Source organism: Ruegeria sp. AD5 (genome assembly GCF_056542345.1).
Window position 1 is genome coordinate 1,491,781 of the sequence record NZ_JBQFZR010000002.1, and the last position, 15,533, is coordinate 1,507,313.

Sequence of the window (15,533 nt, forward strand, 5' to 3'; positions counted from 1 at the left end):
CCGGGCATCGAAGCAAACGCGATCCGATCCCCGGCCTTCTTTGTCAGTTCTGCCGAATGATACCATGCGGCGCTAGAACAGTTGCAGATCCTTCTTGCCGCTTTGAATCTCAGCGAGGTTTGGCATGTTCTCGATCACCACGGGTGCCGGTTTCGCGCCCGGCATTGCGACAGTCGGCTGCCCCATTGCGGCCTTGCCAAAGGCAGGCTTCTCCAACTCGCCCCGGATATCTCGCAGCAGGGTTTTGTGATCCGGCATGGTCTTGAGGATCTGCGCAAGGTCCATTTTTGCCCCCTTCCACCACTGGAACCAAATCGGTTTCTTCAACGGTCGCAGACGATCACGGATACCTTCGCCATACCCCGTATCATACACCTGTTTGCCCAGAAGAACCGTCTGATAGACGCGGAAATTGAACAGCGTCGCAAACTCGATATCGTGTTCCATCGGCAGACGATGCTGCCACAGCTCAAGGTTCTCGGCCAACCGATCCGGAATCTTCATCTCGGTGCGGGCGTCGATCCAATATTGATCATCGGTGCGGTTACCCAACCGGTAGTGCAGGCAGATAAAATCCAGTACCTCGTCATAAAGCTTGTTCATCTGCCGGTTATATCGGTTGCGCAGCGCGGGCTCGATATCGCGGGTCGGCAGATGCTCGGCAAACCAGCGGATCGCGTGATCGATCATGTGGATCGCGGTACTTTCAAGCGGTTCGATAAATCCACCAGACAAACCGATCGCCAAGCAATTCTTAACCCAGGCATTGCGTACACGTCCAACACGCATGGGGATCACGCGCGGTGTCAGCCCCTTGCCGCTGTCGCCCAACCACTCAAGATATTCGTCGGCCGCCTGATCATCGGTCCGATGCGCGGATGAATACACATATCCCGTACCTACACGATTGTAGAGCGGCACACGCCACGTCCAACCCGCACCAAGCGCGGTCGAGCGTGTAACGCTTTCGATCTTTTCGGGGTTAGGGTGCTCGATCTGCAAGGCCATGGCACGGTCGTTGGGCAAGTAGTCCGAGTAATCCATGAACGGCTCGCCCAACGCTTGATTGATGATCAACCCCCGGAAACCGGTGCAATCTATGACCATCTCAATGTCATGGCGTCCCTTGCGCTCTAACATCAGGTGGCTGACATTGCCCTGCTCGTCCAGTTCGACCGATTGCACCTCATCCTGAATATGCTCGACGCCGCGCTTGGCGCAGACCTTTGTCAGCATGCCCGCAAATTTCACGGCATCCAGATGATAGGCATAGCCAAACCGCTGTTCGAACTCAGGTGCACCCAACGGGCGCGCACCCTTGCACAACCGGGCCAGATCATCATGCGGTGAGATTGACTGCGTGAAATCCCGATCCCCGTTACCAAAACGCAGAAAATACTCGGCAGCCTCCAATCCCTCCAGCAATTGACCATGGGCAAACGGGTTTACGTAGTCGATCCGATTGCCCTTGGCGTCGTTGTTCCAATTGCAGAACTTAACTCCCAACTTGAACGATGCGTTGGTTTCGCGGAAGAAATCCCGCTCTGATATGCCCGCCTGACGGAGCGTGACCGGCATACGCGGCACCGTCGCTTCACCGACACCCACAGTCGAGATGTTGGGGCTTTCGATCAAGCAAATGCGTGGGCGATCCTTGGGTGCTGACGTGCGGGAGAACACCATGTCCAGGATGAGCGCAGTCATCCAACCCGCCGTACCACCACCCACGATGGTGATCTTACGCAAACGATTATTCATATTTTTTGTCCCTGTTGGCTTGGGATTTTGTAGCTGCCTCCCCCTTTTTTTGAGTGTTGGGGATTAACAGCAGCTTTCCCTTATTTAGCTGTGGGAAGACTATAACAGCTTTCAAGCATCCAGCTAGAGCCTATGACACCCATGGTCGCAGGCATATTCGTCATCAGAATTCAGGCTTTGCGCCTACTTTGGACAAGTGTCAGATTTTCTCACCCTTCTTCAGAAGTTCTTCGATCAGCTCACGCTGCAGATCATGGCTGTCGCCCCCTCCGAATTCCGCCGCGCCACCGGTGTACAATGTGCCATAGGTGTTGGCGATATTCACAGTCTGGGCCAGACCCGAGATCAACTGATCCCTTTGCAACAGCGAAAGCGGGTGAATGAACGCAGCCCATAAGGTGCCATTTGCGATCGCATAGCGCGCATCCAGCGTGCTGTCGAAATTTGCCTGCATCATCCGTTGCAAATCGGCTGGCGACAAATCCGCAGCACTGCCAATCGCGACCATCGCCCGCATGCGATCAGCATTGGTATCGGTGACAACCAGCACCGTCACATCAGATATCGTCAACTCAAACCCCGGCCCGATCGGTTGCGCCTCGGGATCTAGCGCAAAGATGATTTTTCCCAGACGCTCGTAAGTCATCGGAGGTTCGGCCTCGGGCACCGGCGTATCTGATTGCTGCGCAGCTACGCTACCTGCAAGAAAGAACAAAAACAGGGCTAGTCTGTTCATGGGCCGCTCCTACGGTTGTCCAACAAGCTTAGGCGGCCATCGGACAGGTGGCCAAACAAAGCTATGTGAACAGTTTTTGCAAAACGCTCTGATCTTTGGACGATCTGCAAAATCTCATGACCTATCTGCGATTACCCGTCCGAAGAACCTTTTCTAACTTAGTTACATCGGCTTGGGGCGGACCCGAGCCTTGAACCAAAAAGGGAAAGGACCCCTACTATGAAATCGCTCGCACTTACTGCATTAGCCGCAACTCTGGCCCTGGCAGCTCCGGCTTTTGCCGCAGACGAAATCAACGTCTCCAAAGGCCTGTCGGCGGCTGGTGCACCCCTGGCAGCCCATGGCGTCGATCTGGTCGCGCTTGTCAACAATGGCAATCCGGTCGAAGGCTTCGCCAATCATTCGGCGACTTATGACGGCGCATCCTATTACTTCACCAGCGCGGAAAACCTTGAAGCGTTCGAGGCCAATCCGGCGGCTTACTTGCCCCAGCACGGTGGCTATTGTTCGTTCGGGGTGTCTGTTGGCAAAAAGTTCGACGGCGATCCGGATCAGTACCTGATCGCAGACGGCAAGCTGTATCTGTTCCTGAATGCTGATACCCGCGCTGCTTTCCTGAAAGACGTCACCGGCACCGCTAAAACCGCAGATGACCAGTGGACCAATATCAAGAGCATCGCAGTTGGTGAATTGTAGTTAACGGACACCTGTCCGCGGCCATTTCAGGCTGCGGGCAGGTTCTGTTCTATCGTTTCGAGCGCCCGTGCCAACGCGGCCTCAATGCTCAGGTTTGACGTGTCAAGCTGCACGGCGTCATCTGCAGGTTTCATCGGTGCTGTGCTGCGATCCGCGTCACGTGCGTCACGCTCTTTGACATCCGCGAGCACCTGTTCGCGTGACACGTCCGAACCTTTGGCCGAAAGCTCAAGATATCGCCGTTCCGCCCGGACTTCGGGGCTGGCGGTGACAAACAGTTTGACCTCAGCGTTTGGGCAAATCACGGTTCCAATATCGCGCCCGTCCAGCACGGCGCCTCCGGCGCGACGTGCAAACGCCCGCTGAAAATCGACGAGTGCGCTTCGGACTTCAGGAATGACCGCAACTTTCGAGGCCGCCTGTGCGATCTCAGCCGTACGCAGATCGCCCTGCTGCAATTCTTCTGCTGTCAGGGACCCAGCCGCTGCAATCGGTTCGTCACCTTGCAGCATACGACGCCCCACTGCGCGATAGAGAAGACCGGTATCCAGATGCGCGAACCCGAAATGCGCAGCAACGCCCTTGGAAATCGTCCCCTTGCCCGCCGCCGCAGGGCCGTCGATAGCTACGGTGAATCTCATGTACGCTCGACCTTGGCACCGAGCGCGGCCATCAAAGGCTCAAAAATCGGGAACGACGTTGCGATCGGTCCGCCGTCATCCACCGAAACCGCCTTTTTAGCCCCCATCCCCATGACCATGAACGACATGGCAATGCGGTGGTCCAAGAAGCTTTCGCAGGTCCCACCACCGGGCACACCGCCGATGCCGAGACCGTCGACTGACCACCATTCGTCACCTTCGTTCACGGTCACACCGTTGGCGCGCAGGCCACGGGCCATTGCGTCGATCCGGTCACTTTCCTTGACGCGCAGTTCTTTCACGCCGCCCATCATTGTTGTGCCCGTCGCATTTGCGGCCACAACAGACAGCACCGGGTATTCATCGATCATCGACGCCGCGCGTTCGGGCGGGACGTTGATCCCCTTCATGTTGGGCGAGTATTTTGCACGCAGATCGGCAACCGGCTCACCCCCTTCTTCGCGCTCGTTTTCGTAGGTCAGATCGGCACCCATTTCGCGCAGCGTGGTGAACAGGCCTGCGCGGGTCGGGTTCAGGCCGATACCGGGGACCAACACGTCCGAGCCCGGTGTGATCAGTGCGGCACAGACCGGAAAGGCTGCACTGGACGGGTCGCGCGGCACGGCGATGACTTGTGGCTTCAGCTCGGGCCGACCGGTCAACGTGATAACGCGCCCTTCATCCGTGTCCTCGACCGTGATTTCTGCGCCGAAGCCTGCAAGCATCCGTTCGGAATGATCGCGAGTCGCTTCTTTCTCAATCACGATGGTCTTGCCGGGGGCGTTAAGCCCTGCCAGCAGAACGGCGGATTTCACCTGCGCCGACGGCACAGGCACCTCATAGCGCACCGGGGTGGGGTCCGCAGCACCGATAATGGTCATCGGCAGACGTCCACCGTCTCGGCCGACAGATTGCGTTCCGAACAGCGCCAGCGGATCGGTGACCCGCGCCATCGGACGTTTGTTCAGGCTCGCATCTCCGGTGAAGGTCGCTGTGATCGGAGAAGTCGCCATCGCCCCCATGATCAGGCGCACGCCAGTGCCCGAATTGCCACAATCGATTACCTGATCTGGTTCGGAAAAACCACCAACGCCTACGCCATGCACCGACCATTCGCCACCGCCATGATCCGTTACTTCGGCTCCAAAGGCACGCATGGCCTTAGCGGTGTCCAATACGTCCTCGCCTTCCAGCAGGCCCGATATCTTGGTTTCTCCCACAGCCATTGCCCCCAGGATCAGGGACCGGTGCGAGATCGACTTGTCCCCGGGCACCTCTGCGGTGCCTGTCAGCGGGCCGCAAGGCTGCGACGTCATCGGGATGGGCGTGCCGTGTCCGGACATGGGGGCTCCTGTTTTCGCTATCAGTCCTCAGGCCGATTAGCGAATTGGGGCCGGTTGGTCCAGCGACAATCAGTCTTTGCGGCGGAAGGTCAGGTAATGGGGTGTACGGCCTTCGCGCAGCGCCTTCTGTTCGTAGCGCGTGGAAATCCAGTCATCCCACGGCTCACGCCAGTCGGCGGGGCGCTCGGCCAGCCATTCGAAGCCCGCCCGCGGCACCTCTTCCAGCGTTTGGCGCACATAGTCAGGGATGTCTGTTGCAACGCGAAAAATTGCGCCCGGCTTTAACGCGCGTGCCAAAGGCTCCAGATGTTCGGGTGTCACAAACCGGCGTCGGTGATGCCGGGTCTTAGGCCAGGGATCGGGATAGAGCAGAAAAGCGCGCGATATGCTGGCTTCTGGCAAAACGTCGAACAAGTCTCGCGCGTCCCCGGGATGTACCGCAAGGTTTTCAACACCGGCCTGACGGATTTTACCCAACAGCATCGCAACACCATTGATATAGGGTTCGGCTCCGATGATGCCGATATCCGGGTTTTGCTGAGCCTGATGCACCAGATGCTCGCCGCCGCCAAAGCCGACCTCAAGCCAGACAGGCTTGCCTCTGAATAGACCGACGAGATCGAGCGGATCGCGTTCAGGATTACCGTTCCAATCCACCGCACCGGGGGACAAGGCAGCAAGATCTTCCGACAGATAAGTCTTTTGACTGGGCTTCAGGGTTTTGCCCTTAAAGCGGCCATAAAAATTTCTGCGAGGGCGTTGTGGGGTCTTTGTACTCATGGCGCAGCCCATACTGCGGGTCTGAAATTGTTGCAAGTGGTGACCCGCTTGCAAAAAACGCGCCGAAACCGGCGCGTTTTTTATTATTGTTGATCAGACCGCCTGTTTCAGCGCGTCCACCAGATCGGTGCGCTCCCAGCTAAATCCGCCGTCCGCATCGGGTTCACGACCAAAGTGGCCATAAGCAGCGGTCCTCTGATAAATCGGCTTGTTGAGTTGCAGATGTTGGCGAATTCCGCGCGGAGTCAGGTCCATCACCTGCCCAACTGCTTTTTCGATCACTGCATCGGCAATCTGGCCAGTTCCATGCGTGTCGGCATAGATCGATAGGGGCTTTGACACCCCAATCGCATAACTCAACTGAATGGTGCAGCGCTCTGCCATCCCTGCAGCAACGACATTCTTGGCCAGATAACGCGCTGCATAAGCCGCCGAGCGGTCTACCTTGGTTGGATCTTTGCCCGAGAATGCGCCACCACCGTGAGGTGCTGCACCGCCATAAGTGTCGACGATTATCTTGCGACCGGTCAGACCCGCATCACCATCCGGACCGCCGATGACGAACTTGCCGGTGGGATTCACGTGCCATTCGGTTTCGGCGGTCAGCCAGCCGTCGGGGAGGGTTTCACGGATATAGGGCTCGACAATGGCGCGAATATCACCCGAGGTCAGCGCCTCATCCATGTGCTGCGTCGACAGCACGATTGAGCTGACACCGACTGGCGTGCCGTCGCGATAGATAACAGACAACTGTGATTTTGCATCCGGGCCAAGGGCGGGTTCACTGCCATTTTTGCGAACTTCAGCGAGACGGCGAAGGATAGCATGCGAGTATTGGATCGGTGCAGGCATAAGCGCTGGCGTCTCGGTCGTGGCATAGCCGAACATGATGCCCTGATCGCCTGCACCTTCGTCTTTGTTATCGGCAGCATCCACGCCTTGCGCGATATGAGCCGACTGCTCGTGCAACAGGTTGGTCACTTCGACGGTTTCGTGGTGAAACTTGTCCTGCTCGTAGCCGATATCTTTGATACATGCCCGCGCGATATCGTCGATATGCGCCATATAATCATGCAACTTGTCCTGATCCGACAGACCCACTTCGCCGCCAATAACCACACGATCGGTAGTGGCAAATGTTTCACAGGCCACGCGGGCCTCGGGTTCTTCGCGCAGGAATGCGTCTAGTACTGCATCGGAAATACGATCGCAGACCTTATCCGGGTGCCCTTCGGAAACGGATTCCGAAGTAAAAATATAATTCTGTCGGGACATGAAAGTGCTCCATTAAGATTTCCCCACCACGTCAGGAAGCCGTTGTGGCAGGCGTGTGATCGAATACGCTTAGCGTTTGACAGGGTCAATCGGAAATTGGTCGTTTACGCGCCGGGCGTACCGACATAGCAGCGCAAATAGCACCAACAAAGCTAAAAATACCGGACTGTCTCCAATTCGAGAATAAACGGTAGGGGCATGAGGACGCGGCAATTCGGCGTCGATAAACCCCGCCTGCCCAAGCGCCAGCGCCTCGGTGATCCGCCCCAATGGGCCAATCATTGCCGAAACTCCGGTATTGGCCGAGCGCAACATCGGTAGGCCTTGTTCGATTGCACGCATCTGCGCCTGGGCGAGGTGCTGATACGGGCCGGAACGCGTTCCGAACCAAGCGTCGTTTGTAATCTGCAAAAGAAAATCCGCACGATCCGGCGCGGATAAAATATCCTGCGTGAATACCGCCTCGTAGCAGATCAGCGGCAGCGCCTTGCCAAGCACGCCTACATCCATCAATGCGGCACCTGGCCCCGCGCTAAAGCCATTCCCTGTGGTTGCGGCCATCCCGTAGATACCGAAACGTGCCATCACTTCACCAAATGGCACGTATTCCCCAAAGGGCACCAGGTGATGTTTATCGTATAGCCCGTCTTGCTGACCCTCCTCATTTAGATAGATCATCGAGTTATAGATCTGCTGCCCATCGGCACGCTGAATGCCCAGGACTACCGGGGCGCCCTGTGCCGCTTCGCCAATTGCTGAAAGATAGGGCTGCGCGCTGCCCAACCATGCCGGGACCGAGGTTTCCGGCCAGACGATTAGGTCCGGGCGGGGCTCGGCCGCTGTGAATTCAAGTTGGCGTGCAAAAAACACTGACGCATATGCAGGATCCCATTTCTGGTCCTGGGGTGCATTGGGTTGAATCAGCCGCACGATATGACCAGAGGGCATGACTGGAGGTCGGTTCGCTGCATAGATCAAAGCCAATACCGCACAGCCTGCGGTCAACGCGATCGGTACAACGATGCCGCTTCGGGTCCGATCACTGAACAAGGCTGCGCCCAATGGCACAGTGGCGAACAGTGTCAGCGTCCCCAAACCATAGGGGCCGACAAGCGACAGGATCTGGGCAAATGGCGTATCCACCCAAATCTGCGCGATGCCAGCCCAAGGGAACCCGGTCAGAATGTAGCCGCGCGCAAACTCGACCAGTGCCAGCGTCACAGACAGCAAAGCCGCCTGCAAGACGGGTGCTCCACCGATGCGTTTCGTAACTCCAAAGGCCAACGCCCAGAACAGGGCTAACCCGCCGGATAAAAAGATCAGCGCAAAAGGGGCCATCCACGCATGGCGTTGGGCATCAACCAGAAACGGCTCGATAATCCAGCTTAACGCGTGTGCGAAATAGCCCGTTGCGAAGACCCAACCCAGCAAAGCCGCCCGGCGAATTGTCTCAGCGCTCAGAAACAACGGCGCTATTAGCACCAGCGACAGCACGGTTACCGGCCAATACCCTAATGGAGCAAGACCACAGGCCGCTGCAACACCCAACAGCGCCGCCAGCACCAACCGCAGCCAAAAGGGCCACCCATCGGCAGGGTTCATGCAACAATATCCGGCAGCATGACACGCAGCCGTTTTATCCGGCGCGGGTCTGCATCAATGACCTCGAACTCGGGCCCTTCGGGGTGGCATACAACCTCACCACGCGCCGGGACCCGCCCCGAGAGCATGAAGACCAGACCGCCCAAAGTGTCGATCTCTTCTTCATCTACATCTTCGTGGCTGGTCAGTGAGCGGCCAATCTCGGCCTCGAATTCTTCAAGCGGCACGCGCGCCTGCACGACGTAGCAGCCGGGTTTCTCTTGTATCCATAGCTGATCTTCGTCGGCATCATGTTCGTCGGCGATCTCACCCACAACCTGTTCAATCAGGTCCTCGATGGTCAGCAAACCATCGACCCCACCGTATTCATCGATCACCAAAGCCATATGGCGACGCTCGGTCTGCATCTTGGTCAACAACACGCCAATTGGCATCGATGGCGGCACGAACAGCAAAGTCCGCAGCATCGACTTCAGATCAAAATCGGACGAGTTGCCGTTAAAGCCATGGGTCAGCGCGAAGTCCCTGAGATGCACAAACCCCAGTGGCGTATCCAGCGTGCCATCGTAAACCGGGATGCGAGACAAGCCGCTGTCGCGGAAAATCTGCACAAGCTCGTCTTTTGGGGTTGTCGAGGGGACCGAGACGATCTCGGCTGTCGGGATCGCAACATCTTCGACCCGCATTCTGCGCAGGTTGATCATGCCCCTTGGCTGAGCGCTGACGACCTCGGCCCCGTTTAGCTGGCTGGTCTCTTCGCCCTGAGAAGAAAATGCGTCGATGAGTCGAGAAAAAAGCCCGCCTCTTTCGTCGCTGTCATTGTTGCTGTTCTGAGAATGCGCGCCATGCGCCGCCCTAGAACTGCCGTCTGTTTCGCCCATTATCCTGTTCCAAATGATCGGGCAAAGGTGCCCATGTCATACATTATATGGGTCATCTATACCCAGTTTGCCAAGTATCTCGACCTCGACCCTTTCCATCAAAGTGGCGTCGAGGTCACGAATGTGATCATACCCCAGCAAATGTAGTGTACCGTGAACGATCAGATGCGTCACGTGATCGTCGGTGCTTTTGCCGGCTTCAGCTGCTTCGCGCGCGCAGGTGTCATAAGAGATCGCAATGTCGCCCAGCACGATTTCGCCAGTAAAGTCAGGTTGCGGAGCCGGCGGAGTGTCTCCCGCCCGATCCGGGGCCAGTTCTTCGGCAGGCCAGCTGAGGACGTTGGTCGGCGTGGATTTTTCACGAAATTCAGCATTCAATTCAGCGATCCGTGCATCATCGCAGCCCAGCAAGCTGATTTCGCATTGATCCGCCTCAAGATCGCAATACTCCAGAACAGCAGCAATTGCGCGCGTGGCCAAAGGCTCCAGCCCGCGCCAGCGATCATCCTCAAGCGTGATTTCCAGATTCATACCTTTGGCTCCGAGCCCAGCTTCAATCGGCGCCTTGAAAGTTATCCGGTTTCGCGCCCCGCATCGGCCTCATACGCCTCGATAATGGCGGCGACAAGCGGATGGCGGACGACATCTTTCGAGGTGAAATAGTTGAAGCTGATATTCGGGATCGTTTTCAGCAACCGTTCGGCATCCTTGAGACCCGATTGCACACCGCGCGGCAGGTCAACCTGAGACCGGTCGCCGGTGATAACCATCCGACTACCTTCACCAAGCCGGGTCAGGAACATCTTCATCTGCATCGTTGTGGCATTCTGCGCCTCGTCCAGCACCACAAATGCATTTGCCAGCGTACGACCGCGCATGAAGGCAAGCGGAGCAATCTCGATCCGCTTTTCTTCGATCAGCTTGGCAAGTTGTTTTCCGGGCAGGAAATCATTCAGCGCGTCATAAAGCGGCTGCATGTAGGGATCGACCTTATCCTTCATGTCACCGGGCAGGTAACCGAGCTTTTCACCGGCCTCGACCGCCGGACGGCTGAGAATGATGCGGTCAACGTGCCCGCCAATGAACATGGACACCCCGACCGCAACGGCCAGATAGGTTTTGCCGGTGCCCGCGGGTCCAATGCCAAAGGCCAGTTCGTTGTTGAACAGCGACTGCACATAGGCCTTCTGGGCGTCGGTGCGCGGCTCGACCAGTTTTTTGCGTGTCTTGATCTCGACCGTGCCACCCTTGAACATCTCAAGCTGGTCACCATCGCGCGTGCCAGTTCCGACCTCGGAATTGCCCATGCGCAACTCGCGGTCGACATCTGCGGCTTCCACATCACGCCCACCTTCGAGCCGTGTATAGAGGGCCTGTAGAACCTCAATCGCCTGCTTTTGCGAATCCTCGTCGCCCAGCACGACAAGCTGATTGCCGCGTCGCACAATCTGCACCGAGAGCTTCTGTTCGATATCGGTCAAGTTGCGGTCATACTCTCCGCACAAATCGATCAATAATCTGTTGTCTGGAAATTCAACAAGCGCCTCACGCTGGGGCATGTCATCTTGCGGTGGGGTCAGGGCACCGATGGCCAATCCGTTCTCCTGTCTTGGCGGTTCACCTTGAGCGTAGACAAACTGAAGAGGTAGACGCAAGCGGCAGTTTCAAAATTTGCACACCTCATGACAAATGCGCCGATGAACGCTGAAACAGCCAACTTTAAACGCCAATCGCGCGGATATCAGAATGTATAGTTCAACCCGATCCGCAGTCCGCGATAGCTTGGCGTCGATTTGGTCGAGAATGACGGACCCAGTTCGACCGTTTTTGATTCGAACTGCAGATACTCGATCTCGCCGGTGATCGACCAATTTTCGTTCAGTTTGTGTTCAGCGCCCAAGCTGGCCGAGAAACCTTGTCGGCGGTCCTCGCTCTCAAATCGGCTTGTCCCGCTTGCATCAGTTAGTGAGCCTGACGTGGTGATATCGCCGCGGACATAACCCACAGTCACAAAATAGAGGACACTGCCGCTGCGGTTGGTAAGCCCGTTCCGAAGGCGGATGGACAATACATCCGATATCGCGGACCTGCCACTGACCTCTGCCCCACCGGACCGGGAGGACGTGCTGTCATCGAGCGTGCCAAAGTCATAACCGACTTCCAGCCCATACACATAGTCGCGCCCACCTCTGGCTGGCAGAATGCCGCGCCAGCCACCGCGAAAACCTGCGAAATTTCCGCTTGGCTTAAGGTCGCCCGCAGCAAACGTGTCTCCGTCGTTCACGCGCAGGCCAAACTCGTCCGAACCGCCCGAGGCATGTCCGGCGCTGACCCCCAGATAGAACGCATTGACGTCGCGCGCGAAACGCTGAGACGAGATTACGTCGGGCTCAGTGACTTCCCCGACGACATCGCCGGCCAAAGTCGGGGCAGCGCAAGATAGCAACACGACAGTCGCCGACAAAACACGGGAAAGGTTTACACTCGGAAAACGTATCCAGCTCACTACTCGTACCCTCCGCAAAGGCGGGCCGTCAGGCGGGGTCGATGAGTTTGTCGACACCCAAAATTCGGCCCAGAAAAATCTAGCCTTCCTCGGAACATAGTTCCAAGCCATAAATCAAGGGTTAAATTTCAAGGCGAAAACCCTTTGCGGGCCAGCCACAAGGGATCAGACCAACTCACCACCCAGCGAGTTCGCACCAGACGATTTTATCCTTACCTTACGTAATTCGCCGCTCGCGATATCAGCGTCCGCGACGTGAACCGCATGCAGATACTCGGATTTTCCAACCATCTGGCCCGGTTGCCGCCCAGGCTTTTCAAACAGGACATTAACTGTCTTTCCGACCATCGAGTCCTGAATCTCGCGCTGGTGGCGCGTGATCAACCCTTGCAAGCGCTGCAGGCGTGCATCCGCCACTTCGGCCTCGACCTGTGGCCGTTCTGCTGCAGGTGTGCCGGGTCGCGTCGAGTATTTGAAGGAATAGGCGTAGCCGTATTTGACCTCTTCGACCAAATCCAGAGTGGCCTGAAAATCCTCTTCCGTCTCTTCCGGGAAGCCCACGATGAAATCGCCGGACATCAGAATATCGGGGCGCGCTTCTCGGATACGCTCGATCAATCGCAGATAGCTTTCAGCCGTGTGGCTGCGGTTCATCCGCTTTAGAATTTTGTCCGACCCCGACTGCACCGGCAAATGCAGATATGGCATCAACTTCTCACAGGTGCCATGCGCTTCGATCAGCGCATCATCCATGTCGTTCGGGTGCGAGGTGGTAAAGCGTATGCGCTCTAGCCCGTCGACCTTGTTCAATTCCCAGATCAGACCGGCAAGGGTCATGTCTCCGTCCGGTCCAGCCCCGTGATAGGCATTGACGTTCTGCCCCAGCAGCGTGATCTCACGCACACCGCGTTCAACCAGATCGCGGGCCTCACGCAGGATGCGATCTGCCGGGCGGCTGACCTCGGCCCCGCGTGTATAGGGCACAACGCAGAAGGCACAGAACTTGTCACACCCCTCCTGCACGGTCAGAAATGCCGTCGGTCCGCGCTTGGCCTTGGGGCGATTCTTGAGCTTTTCGAATTTGTCTTCTTCGGGGAACTCGGTATCCAGCGCCTTTTCACCCGCGCGCGTCTTCGCCTCCATCTCGGGCAGGCGATGATAGCTTTGTGGCCCCACCACCAGATCGACAAGCGGCTGGCGGCGGATGATTTCCTCGCCTTCGGCCTGAGCGACGCAACCTGCGACACCGATTTTAAGGTCCGGCTTTTCCGCCTTGAGGCCCTTGAAACGGCCCAGTTCGGAATAGACTTTCTCAGCTGCCTTTTCTCGAATGTGGCAAGTATTGAGCAGGATCATATCCGCATCATCGGGCGATTTGGTCTCGACATAGCCCTGTCCGCCCAGCGCTTCGGCCATGCGTTCGCTGTCATAGACGTTCATCTGACAGCCATAGGTCTTGATAAACAGCTTTTTCGGTTCAGACATGGGTTGGCCTTTGCAGTCGCTGGGTCGGCGTCGTCTATACGTATCGAACGCCGCTTGCAATGCTGGTGCAATTACCCGAATTTGGCGGGAATTTCCAGCAAGGCGGCAACGAAACCAATGATGCAGTACGAATCCCTTGATCACCTTCTGAAATCCGATCGGTCGATCCTGAGCAAGGGACCCGTGGCACTGATATTTGCCGAAGATAATGTCGAGCTAGAAGGGACGCTGCACCATCATTTGAAGCTGGGGTTCAAATCCGTGATCACATTCCTGCCCCAGGAATTCACGCTGGATGAAGCGCTGGAGGAAAGGGTTCATCGAGTGACGATGACCTGCGCGCCCAGAACCGTCGTATTTGAGGCCGTCAATCGGATCATTCAGGCGGCTCAAGGCACGTGGGTATACTACTGCTACAACTCTGAATATCTGTTCTACCCTTTCTGCGAGACCCGCTCGGTCGGAGAGTTGCTGGCCTTCCATTCTGAAGAACGGCGCCAGGCCATGCTGACCCATGTGATCGATCTGTATGCGAATGATCTGACGGCCTATCCAAACGGAGTGGCCCCCGATCACGCAATGCTGGACAAGACTGGATACTACGCCCACACGCGGCATGACGCATCTGGCAAGCCGCTAGAGCGGCAACTGGATATGTCCGGTGGTCTGCGTTGGCGGTTCGAAGATCATATCCCGTATGAACGGCGCCGTATCGATCGGATTTCGCTGTTCAAAGCAAAACCCGATCTGAAACTTCTGCCGGATCACACGTTCAGCGAGGCAGAATACAACACCTATGCCTGCCCGTGGCACAACAACCTGACCGCCGCGATCTGTTCGTTCCGGGCGGCCAAAGCATTGAAGACGAACGCCGGATCGACGTTTGATATCTCCAACTTCTGCTGGAACCATTCAACTCCGTTCGAGTGGGACTCGCGCCAATTGCTGGATCTGGGCCTGATCGAATCGGGCCAGTGGTTCTAGGTTCTAACGCTGTAGCAGAACTGGGAACCAGTCCTCGCGCAGCCGCTGCCCCGGCACCATTTCATGTCCCGGAAATGGCGGCGAAGTCCGGCCTGGACGCTCGACATAACGTGCATCATCACCAACCAATCGCAGCGAAAATGCCCTGCGTCGGCTATCGGAAGTATTGCCTCGGGCCCCGTGTAGCGTGCGATAGTTGAAGGCCACTGCGTCACCGGGCTCCATTTCAAATTCTACAATCTTCATCCCTTCGGCATCTGGGTCCGGAATCGGCATGTACTGGCCCTCGTCAGGGAAGAAACCTTCTTCCGAGACCCAGCGGGTAGGTAGCACTTCTTTTTCCCAGCGGTGCGAACCGGCAACGCAGCGCAAGGTCGCTTGTTTCACCGGATCCAACGGTGACCAGAAGCTGATATTCTGTTGACCATCCACAAAATAGTATGGCCCATCCTGATGCCACGGCGTTGCCATCGAGGTTCCGGGTTCCTTCACCAGAACATGGTCATGGAACATCTGCACAGATTGCGACTGCATGAGGTCGGCCGCTACTTCAGCAGCAGGAGATTTTTCGATCACTTCACGAAACTGCGGGATACGGGACCAGTTGCAATAGTCGTCAAAAAAACGGCCGGTTTCGCCATCTTTCCTGTTCTCCGAAGCATAAGGACCCGGCTCGGCCATATTCGCGGCAACCCCGGCCCGTAGGGTTTCAATATGATCGGCGAACAGGCCTTTGACCAACACAACGCCGTCCGTCTGGAAGTTGTCGATCATGGCCTGAGAAACAAGAGGGTGAGTCATTGCGGTCTCCTTAGATTTGTCGCCCGATCTGCGCATGAATAAGAC

15 protein-coding genes and 1 riboswitch are annotated in these 15,533 nt (G+C 56.9%); of the genes, 2 read left to right on the plus strand and 13 right to left on the minus strand.

The features are described from left to right. Positions 1-72 precede the first annotated feature (72 nt). Complete coding sequence (locus ACR0JG_RS16010; RefSeq protein ID WP_170404526.1) at positions 73-1,758, minus strand: tryptophan halogenase family protein; 1,686 nt, start codon at positions 1,756-1,758, stop codon at positions 73-75. Positions 1,759-1,957: 199 nt separating this feature from the next. Next, complete coding sequence (locus ACR0JG_RS16015; RefSeq protein ID WP_480570998.1) at positions 1,958-2,494, minus strand: hypothetical protein; 537 nt, start codon at positions 2,492-2,494, stop codon at positions 1,958-1,960. A gap of 219 nt (positions 2,495-2,713) precedes the next feature. Here ACR0JG_RS16015 and ACR0JG_RS16020 point away from each other — a divergent pair, with 219 nt between their 5' ends. Further along, the gene (locus tag ACR0JG_RS16020) at positions 2,714-3,190 is read left to right on the plus strand and encodes a YHS domain-containing (seleno)protein (RefSeq protein WP_170424393.1); all 477 of its coding nucleotides are present in this window, start codon (positions 2,714-2,716) and stop codon (positions 3,188-3,190) included. 26 nt (positions 3,191-3,216) lie between these two features. Here the strand turns inward: ACR0JG_RS16020 and cmk are convergent, their stop codons facing one another. From cmk to miaB, 10 genes are all read right to left on the minus strand, one after another. Further along, entirely contained in the window at positions 3,217-3,831 is a 615-nt protein-coding gene (cmk, locus tag ACR0JG_RS16025) for a (d)CMP kinase (RefSeq protein WP_480571001.1), read from the minus strand. Continuing rightward, entirely contained in the window at positions 3,828-5,174 is a 1,347-nt protein-coding gene (gene aroA, locus ACR0JG_RS16030) for a 3-phosphoshikimate 1-carboxyvinyltransferase (RefSeq protein WP_170397529.1), read from the minus strand. The genes cmk and aroA overlap by 4 nt, the downstream gene beginning before the upstream one ends. Positions 5,175-5,243: 69 nt before the next feature. After that, positions 5,244-5,954 (minus strand): tRNA (guanosine(46)-N7)-methyltransferase TrmB, encoded by a 711-nt coding sequence (gene trmB, locus ACR0JG_RS16035; protein WP_480571003.1) that lies wholly within the window; start codon positions 5,952-5,954, stop codon positions 5,244-5,246. A 93-nt stretch (positions 5,955-6,047) separates the two neighbouring features. Beyond that, positions 6,048-7,229, minus strand: coding sequence for a methionine adenosyltransferase (gene metK / locus ACR0JG_RS16040; protein ID WP_480561127.1), 1,182 nt, complete (start codon positions 7,227-7,229; stop codon positions 6,048-6,050). 5 nt (positions 7,230-7,234) lie between these two features. Beyond that, positions 7,235-7,283, minus strand: a riboswitch (SAM-SAH riboswitch). A 15-nt stretch (positions 7,284-7,298) separates the two neighbouring features. Continuing rightward, on the minus strand, positions 7,299-8,831 hold the full coding sequence (gene lnt, locus ACR0JG_RS16045; protein ID WP_480571006.1) for an apolipoprotein N-acyltransferase: 1,533 nt from the start codon (positions 8,829-8,831) through the stop codon (positions 7,299-7,301). Next, positions 8,828-9,712, minus strand: a complete 885-nt coding sequence (locus tag ACR0JG_RS16050) for a hemolysin family protein (protein ID WP_170733296.1) — start codon at positions 9,710-9,712, stop codon at positions 8,828-8,830. The genes lnt and ACR0JG_RS16050 overlap by 4 nt, the downstream gene beginning before the upstream one ends. Before the next feature lie 36 nt (positions 9,713-9,748). Then, positions 9,749-10,243 carry an rRNA maturation RNase YbeY gene (ybeY, locus tag ACR0JG_RS16055; RefSeq protein WP_170404552.1) on the minus strand — a complete coding sequence of 165 codons (495 nt, stop codon included), beginning with the start codon at positions 10,241-10,243 and terminating at the stop codon, positions 9,749-9,751. A 41-nt stretch (positions 10,244-10,284) separates the two neighbouring features. Then, on the minus strand, positions 10,285-11,307 hold the full coding sequence (locus ACR0JG_RS16060; RefSeq protein WP_170404555.1) for a PhoH family protein: 1,023 nt from the start codon (positions 11,305-11,307) through the stop codon (positions 10,285-10,287). Positions 11,308-11,453: 146 nt separating this feature from the next. Then, complete coding sequence (locus ACR0JG_RS16065; RefSeq protein WP_170564561.1) at positions 11,454-12,218, minus strand: outer membrane beta-barrel protein; 765 nt, start codon at positions 12,216-12,218, stop codon at positions 11,454-11,456. 165 nt (positions 12,219-12,383) lie between these two features. Continuing rightward, positions 12,384-13,703: a tRNA (N6-isopentenyl adenosine(37)-C2)-methylthiotransferase MiaB gene (miaB, locus tag ACR0JG_RS16070; RefSeq protein ID WP_480571009.1), complete on the minus strand. Its 1,320-nt coding sequence runs from the start codon at positions 13,701-13,703 to the stop codon at positions 12,384-12,386. Positions 13,704-13,823: 120 nt separating this feature from the next. Between miaB and ACR0JG_RS16075 the strand changes: the two genes are divergently transcribed. After that, positions 13,824-14,687 (plus strand): hypothetical protein, encoded by an 864-nt coding sequence (locus ACR0JG_RS16075; protein ID WP_480571013.1) that lies wholly within the window; start codon positions 13,824-13,826, stop codon positions 14,685-14,687. Between the two features lie 3 nt (positions 14,688-14,690). Here the strand turns inward: ACR0JG_RS16075 and ACR0JG_RS16080 are convergent, their stop codons facing one another. Beyond that, positions 14,691-15,488, minus strand: coding sequence for a phytanoyl-CoA dioxygenase family protein (locus tag ACR0JG_RS16080; RefSeq protein WP_170397571.1), 798 nt, complete (start codon positions 15,486-15,488; stop codon positions 14,691-14,693). Positions 15,489-15,533: the final 45 nt, after the last annotated feature.

Bases quoted from the DNA above. Each gene is read 5' to 3' on its own strand.
- aroA (WP_170397529.1), bottom strand. From the start codon at position 5,174: ATGTCCGGACACGGCACGCCCATCCCGATGACGTCGCAGCCTTGCGGC.
- ybeY (WP_170404552.1), bottom strand. From the start codon at position 10,243: ATGAATCTGGAAATCACGCTTGAGGATGATCGCTGGCGCGGGCTGGAG.
- ACR0JG_RS16010 (WP_170404526.1), bottom strand. From the start codon at position 1,758: ATGAATAATCGTTTGCGTAAGATCACCATCGTGGGTGGTGGTACGGCG.
- miaB (WP_480571009.1), bottom strand. From the start codon at position 13,703: ATGTCTGAACCGAAAAAGCTGTTTATCAAGACCTATGGCTGTCAGATG.
- ACR0JG_RS16050 (WP_170733296.1), bottom strand. From the start codon at position 9,712: ATGGGCGAAACAGACGGCAGTTCTAGGGCGGCGCATGGCGCGCATTCT.
- ACR0JG_RS16075 (WP_480571013.1), top strand. From the start codon at position 13,824: ATGCAGTACGAATCCCTTGATCACCTTCTGAAATCCGATCGGTCGATC.
- cmk (WP_480571001.1), bottom strand. From the start codon at position 3,831: ATGAGATTCACCGTAGCTATCGACGGCCCTGCGGCGGCGGGCAAGGGG.
- lnt (WP_480571006.1), bottom strand. From the start codon at position 8,831: ATGAACCCTGCCGATGGGTGGCCCTTTTGGCTGCGGTTGGTGCTGGCG.
- metK (WP_480561127.1), bottom strand. From the start codon at position 7,229: ATGTCCCGACAGAATTATATTTTTACTTCGGAATCCGTTTCCGAAGGG.
- ACR0JG_RS16080 (WP_170397571.1), bottom strand. From the start codon at position 15,488: ATGACTCACCCTCTTGTTTCTCAGGCCATGATCGACAACTTCCAGACG.
- trmB (WP_480571003.1), bottom strand. From the start codon at position 5,954: ATGAGTACAAAGACCCCACAACGCCCTCGCAGAAATTTTTATGGCCGC.
- ACR0JG_RS16020 (WP_170424393.1), top strand. From the start codon at position 2,714: ATGAAATCGCTCGCACTTACTGCATTAGCCGCAACTCTGGCCCTGGCA.
- ACR0JG_RS16015 (WP_480570998.1), bottom strand. From the start codon at position 2,494: ATGAACAGACTAGCCCTGTTTTTGTTCTTTCTTGCAGGTAGCGTAGCT.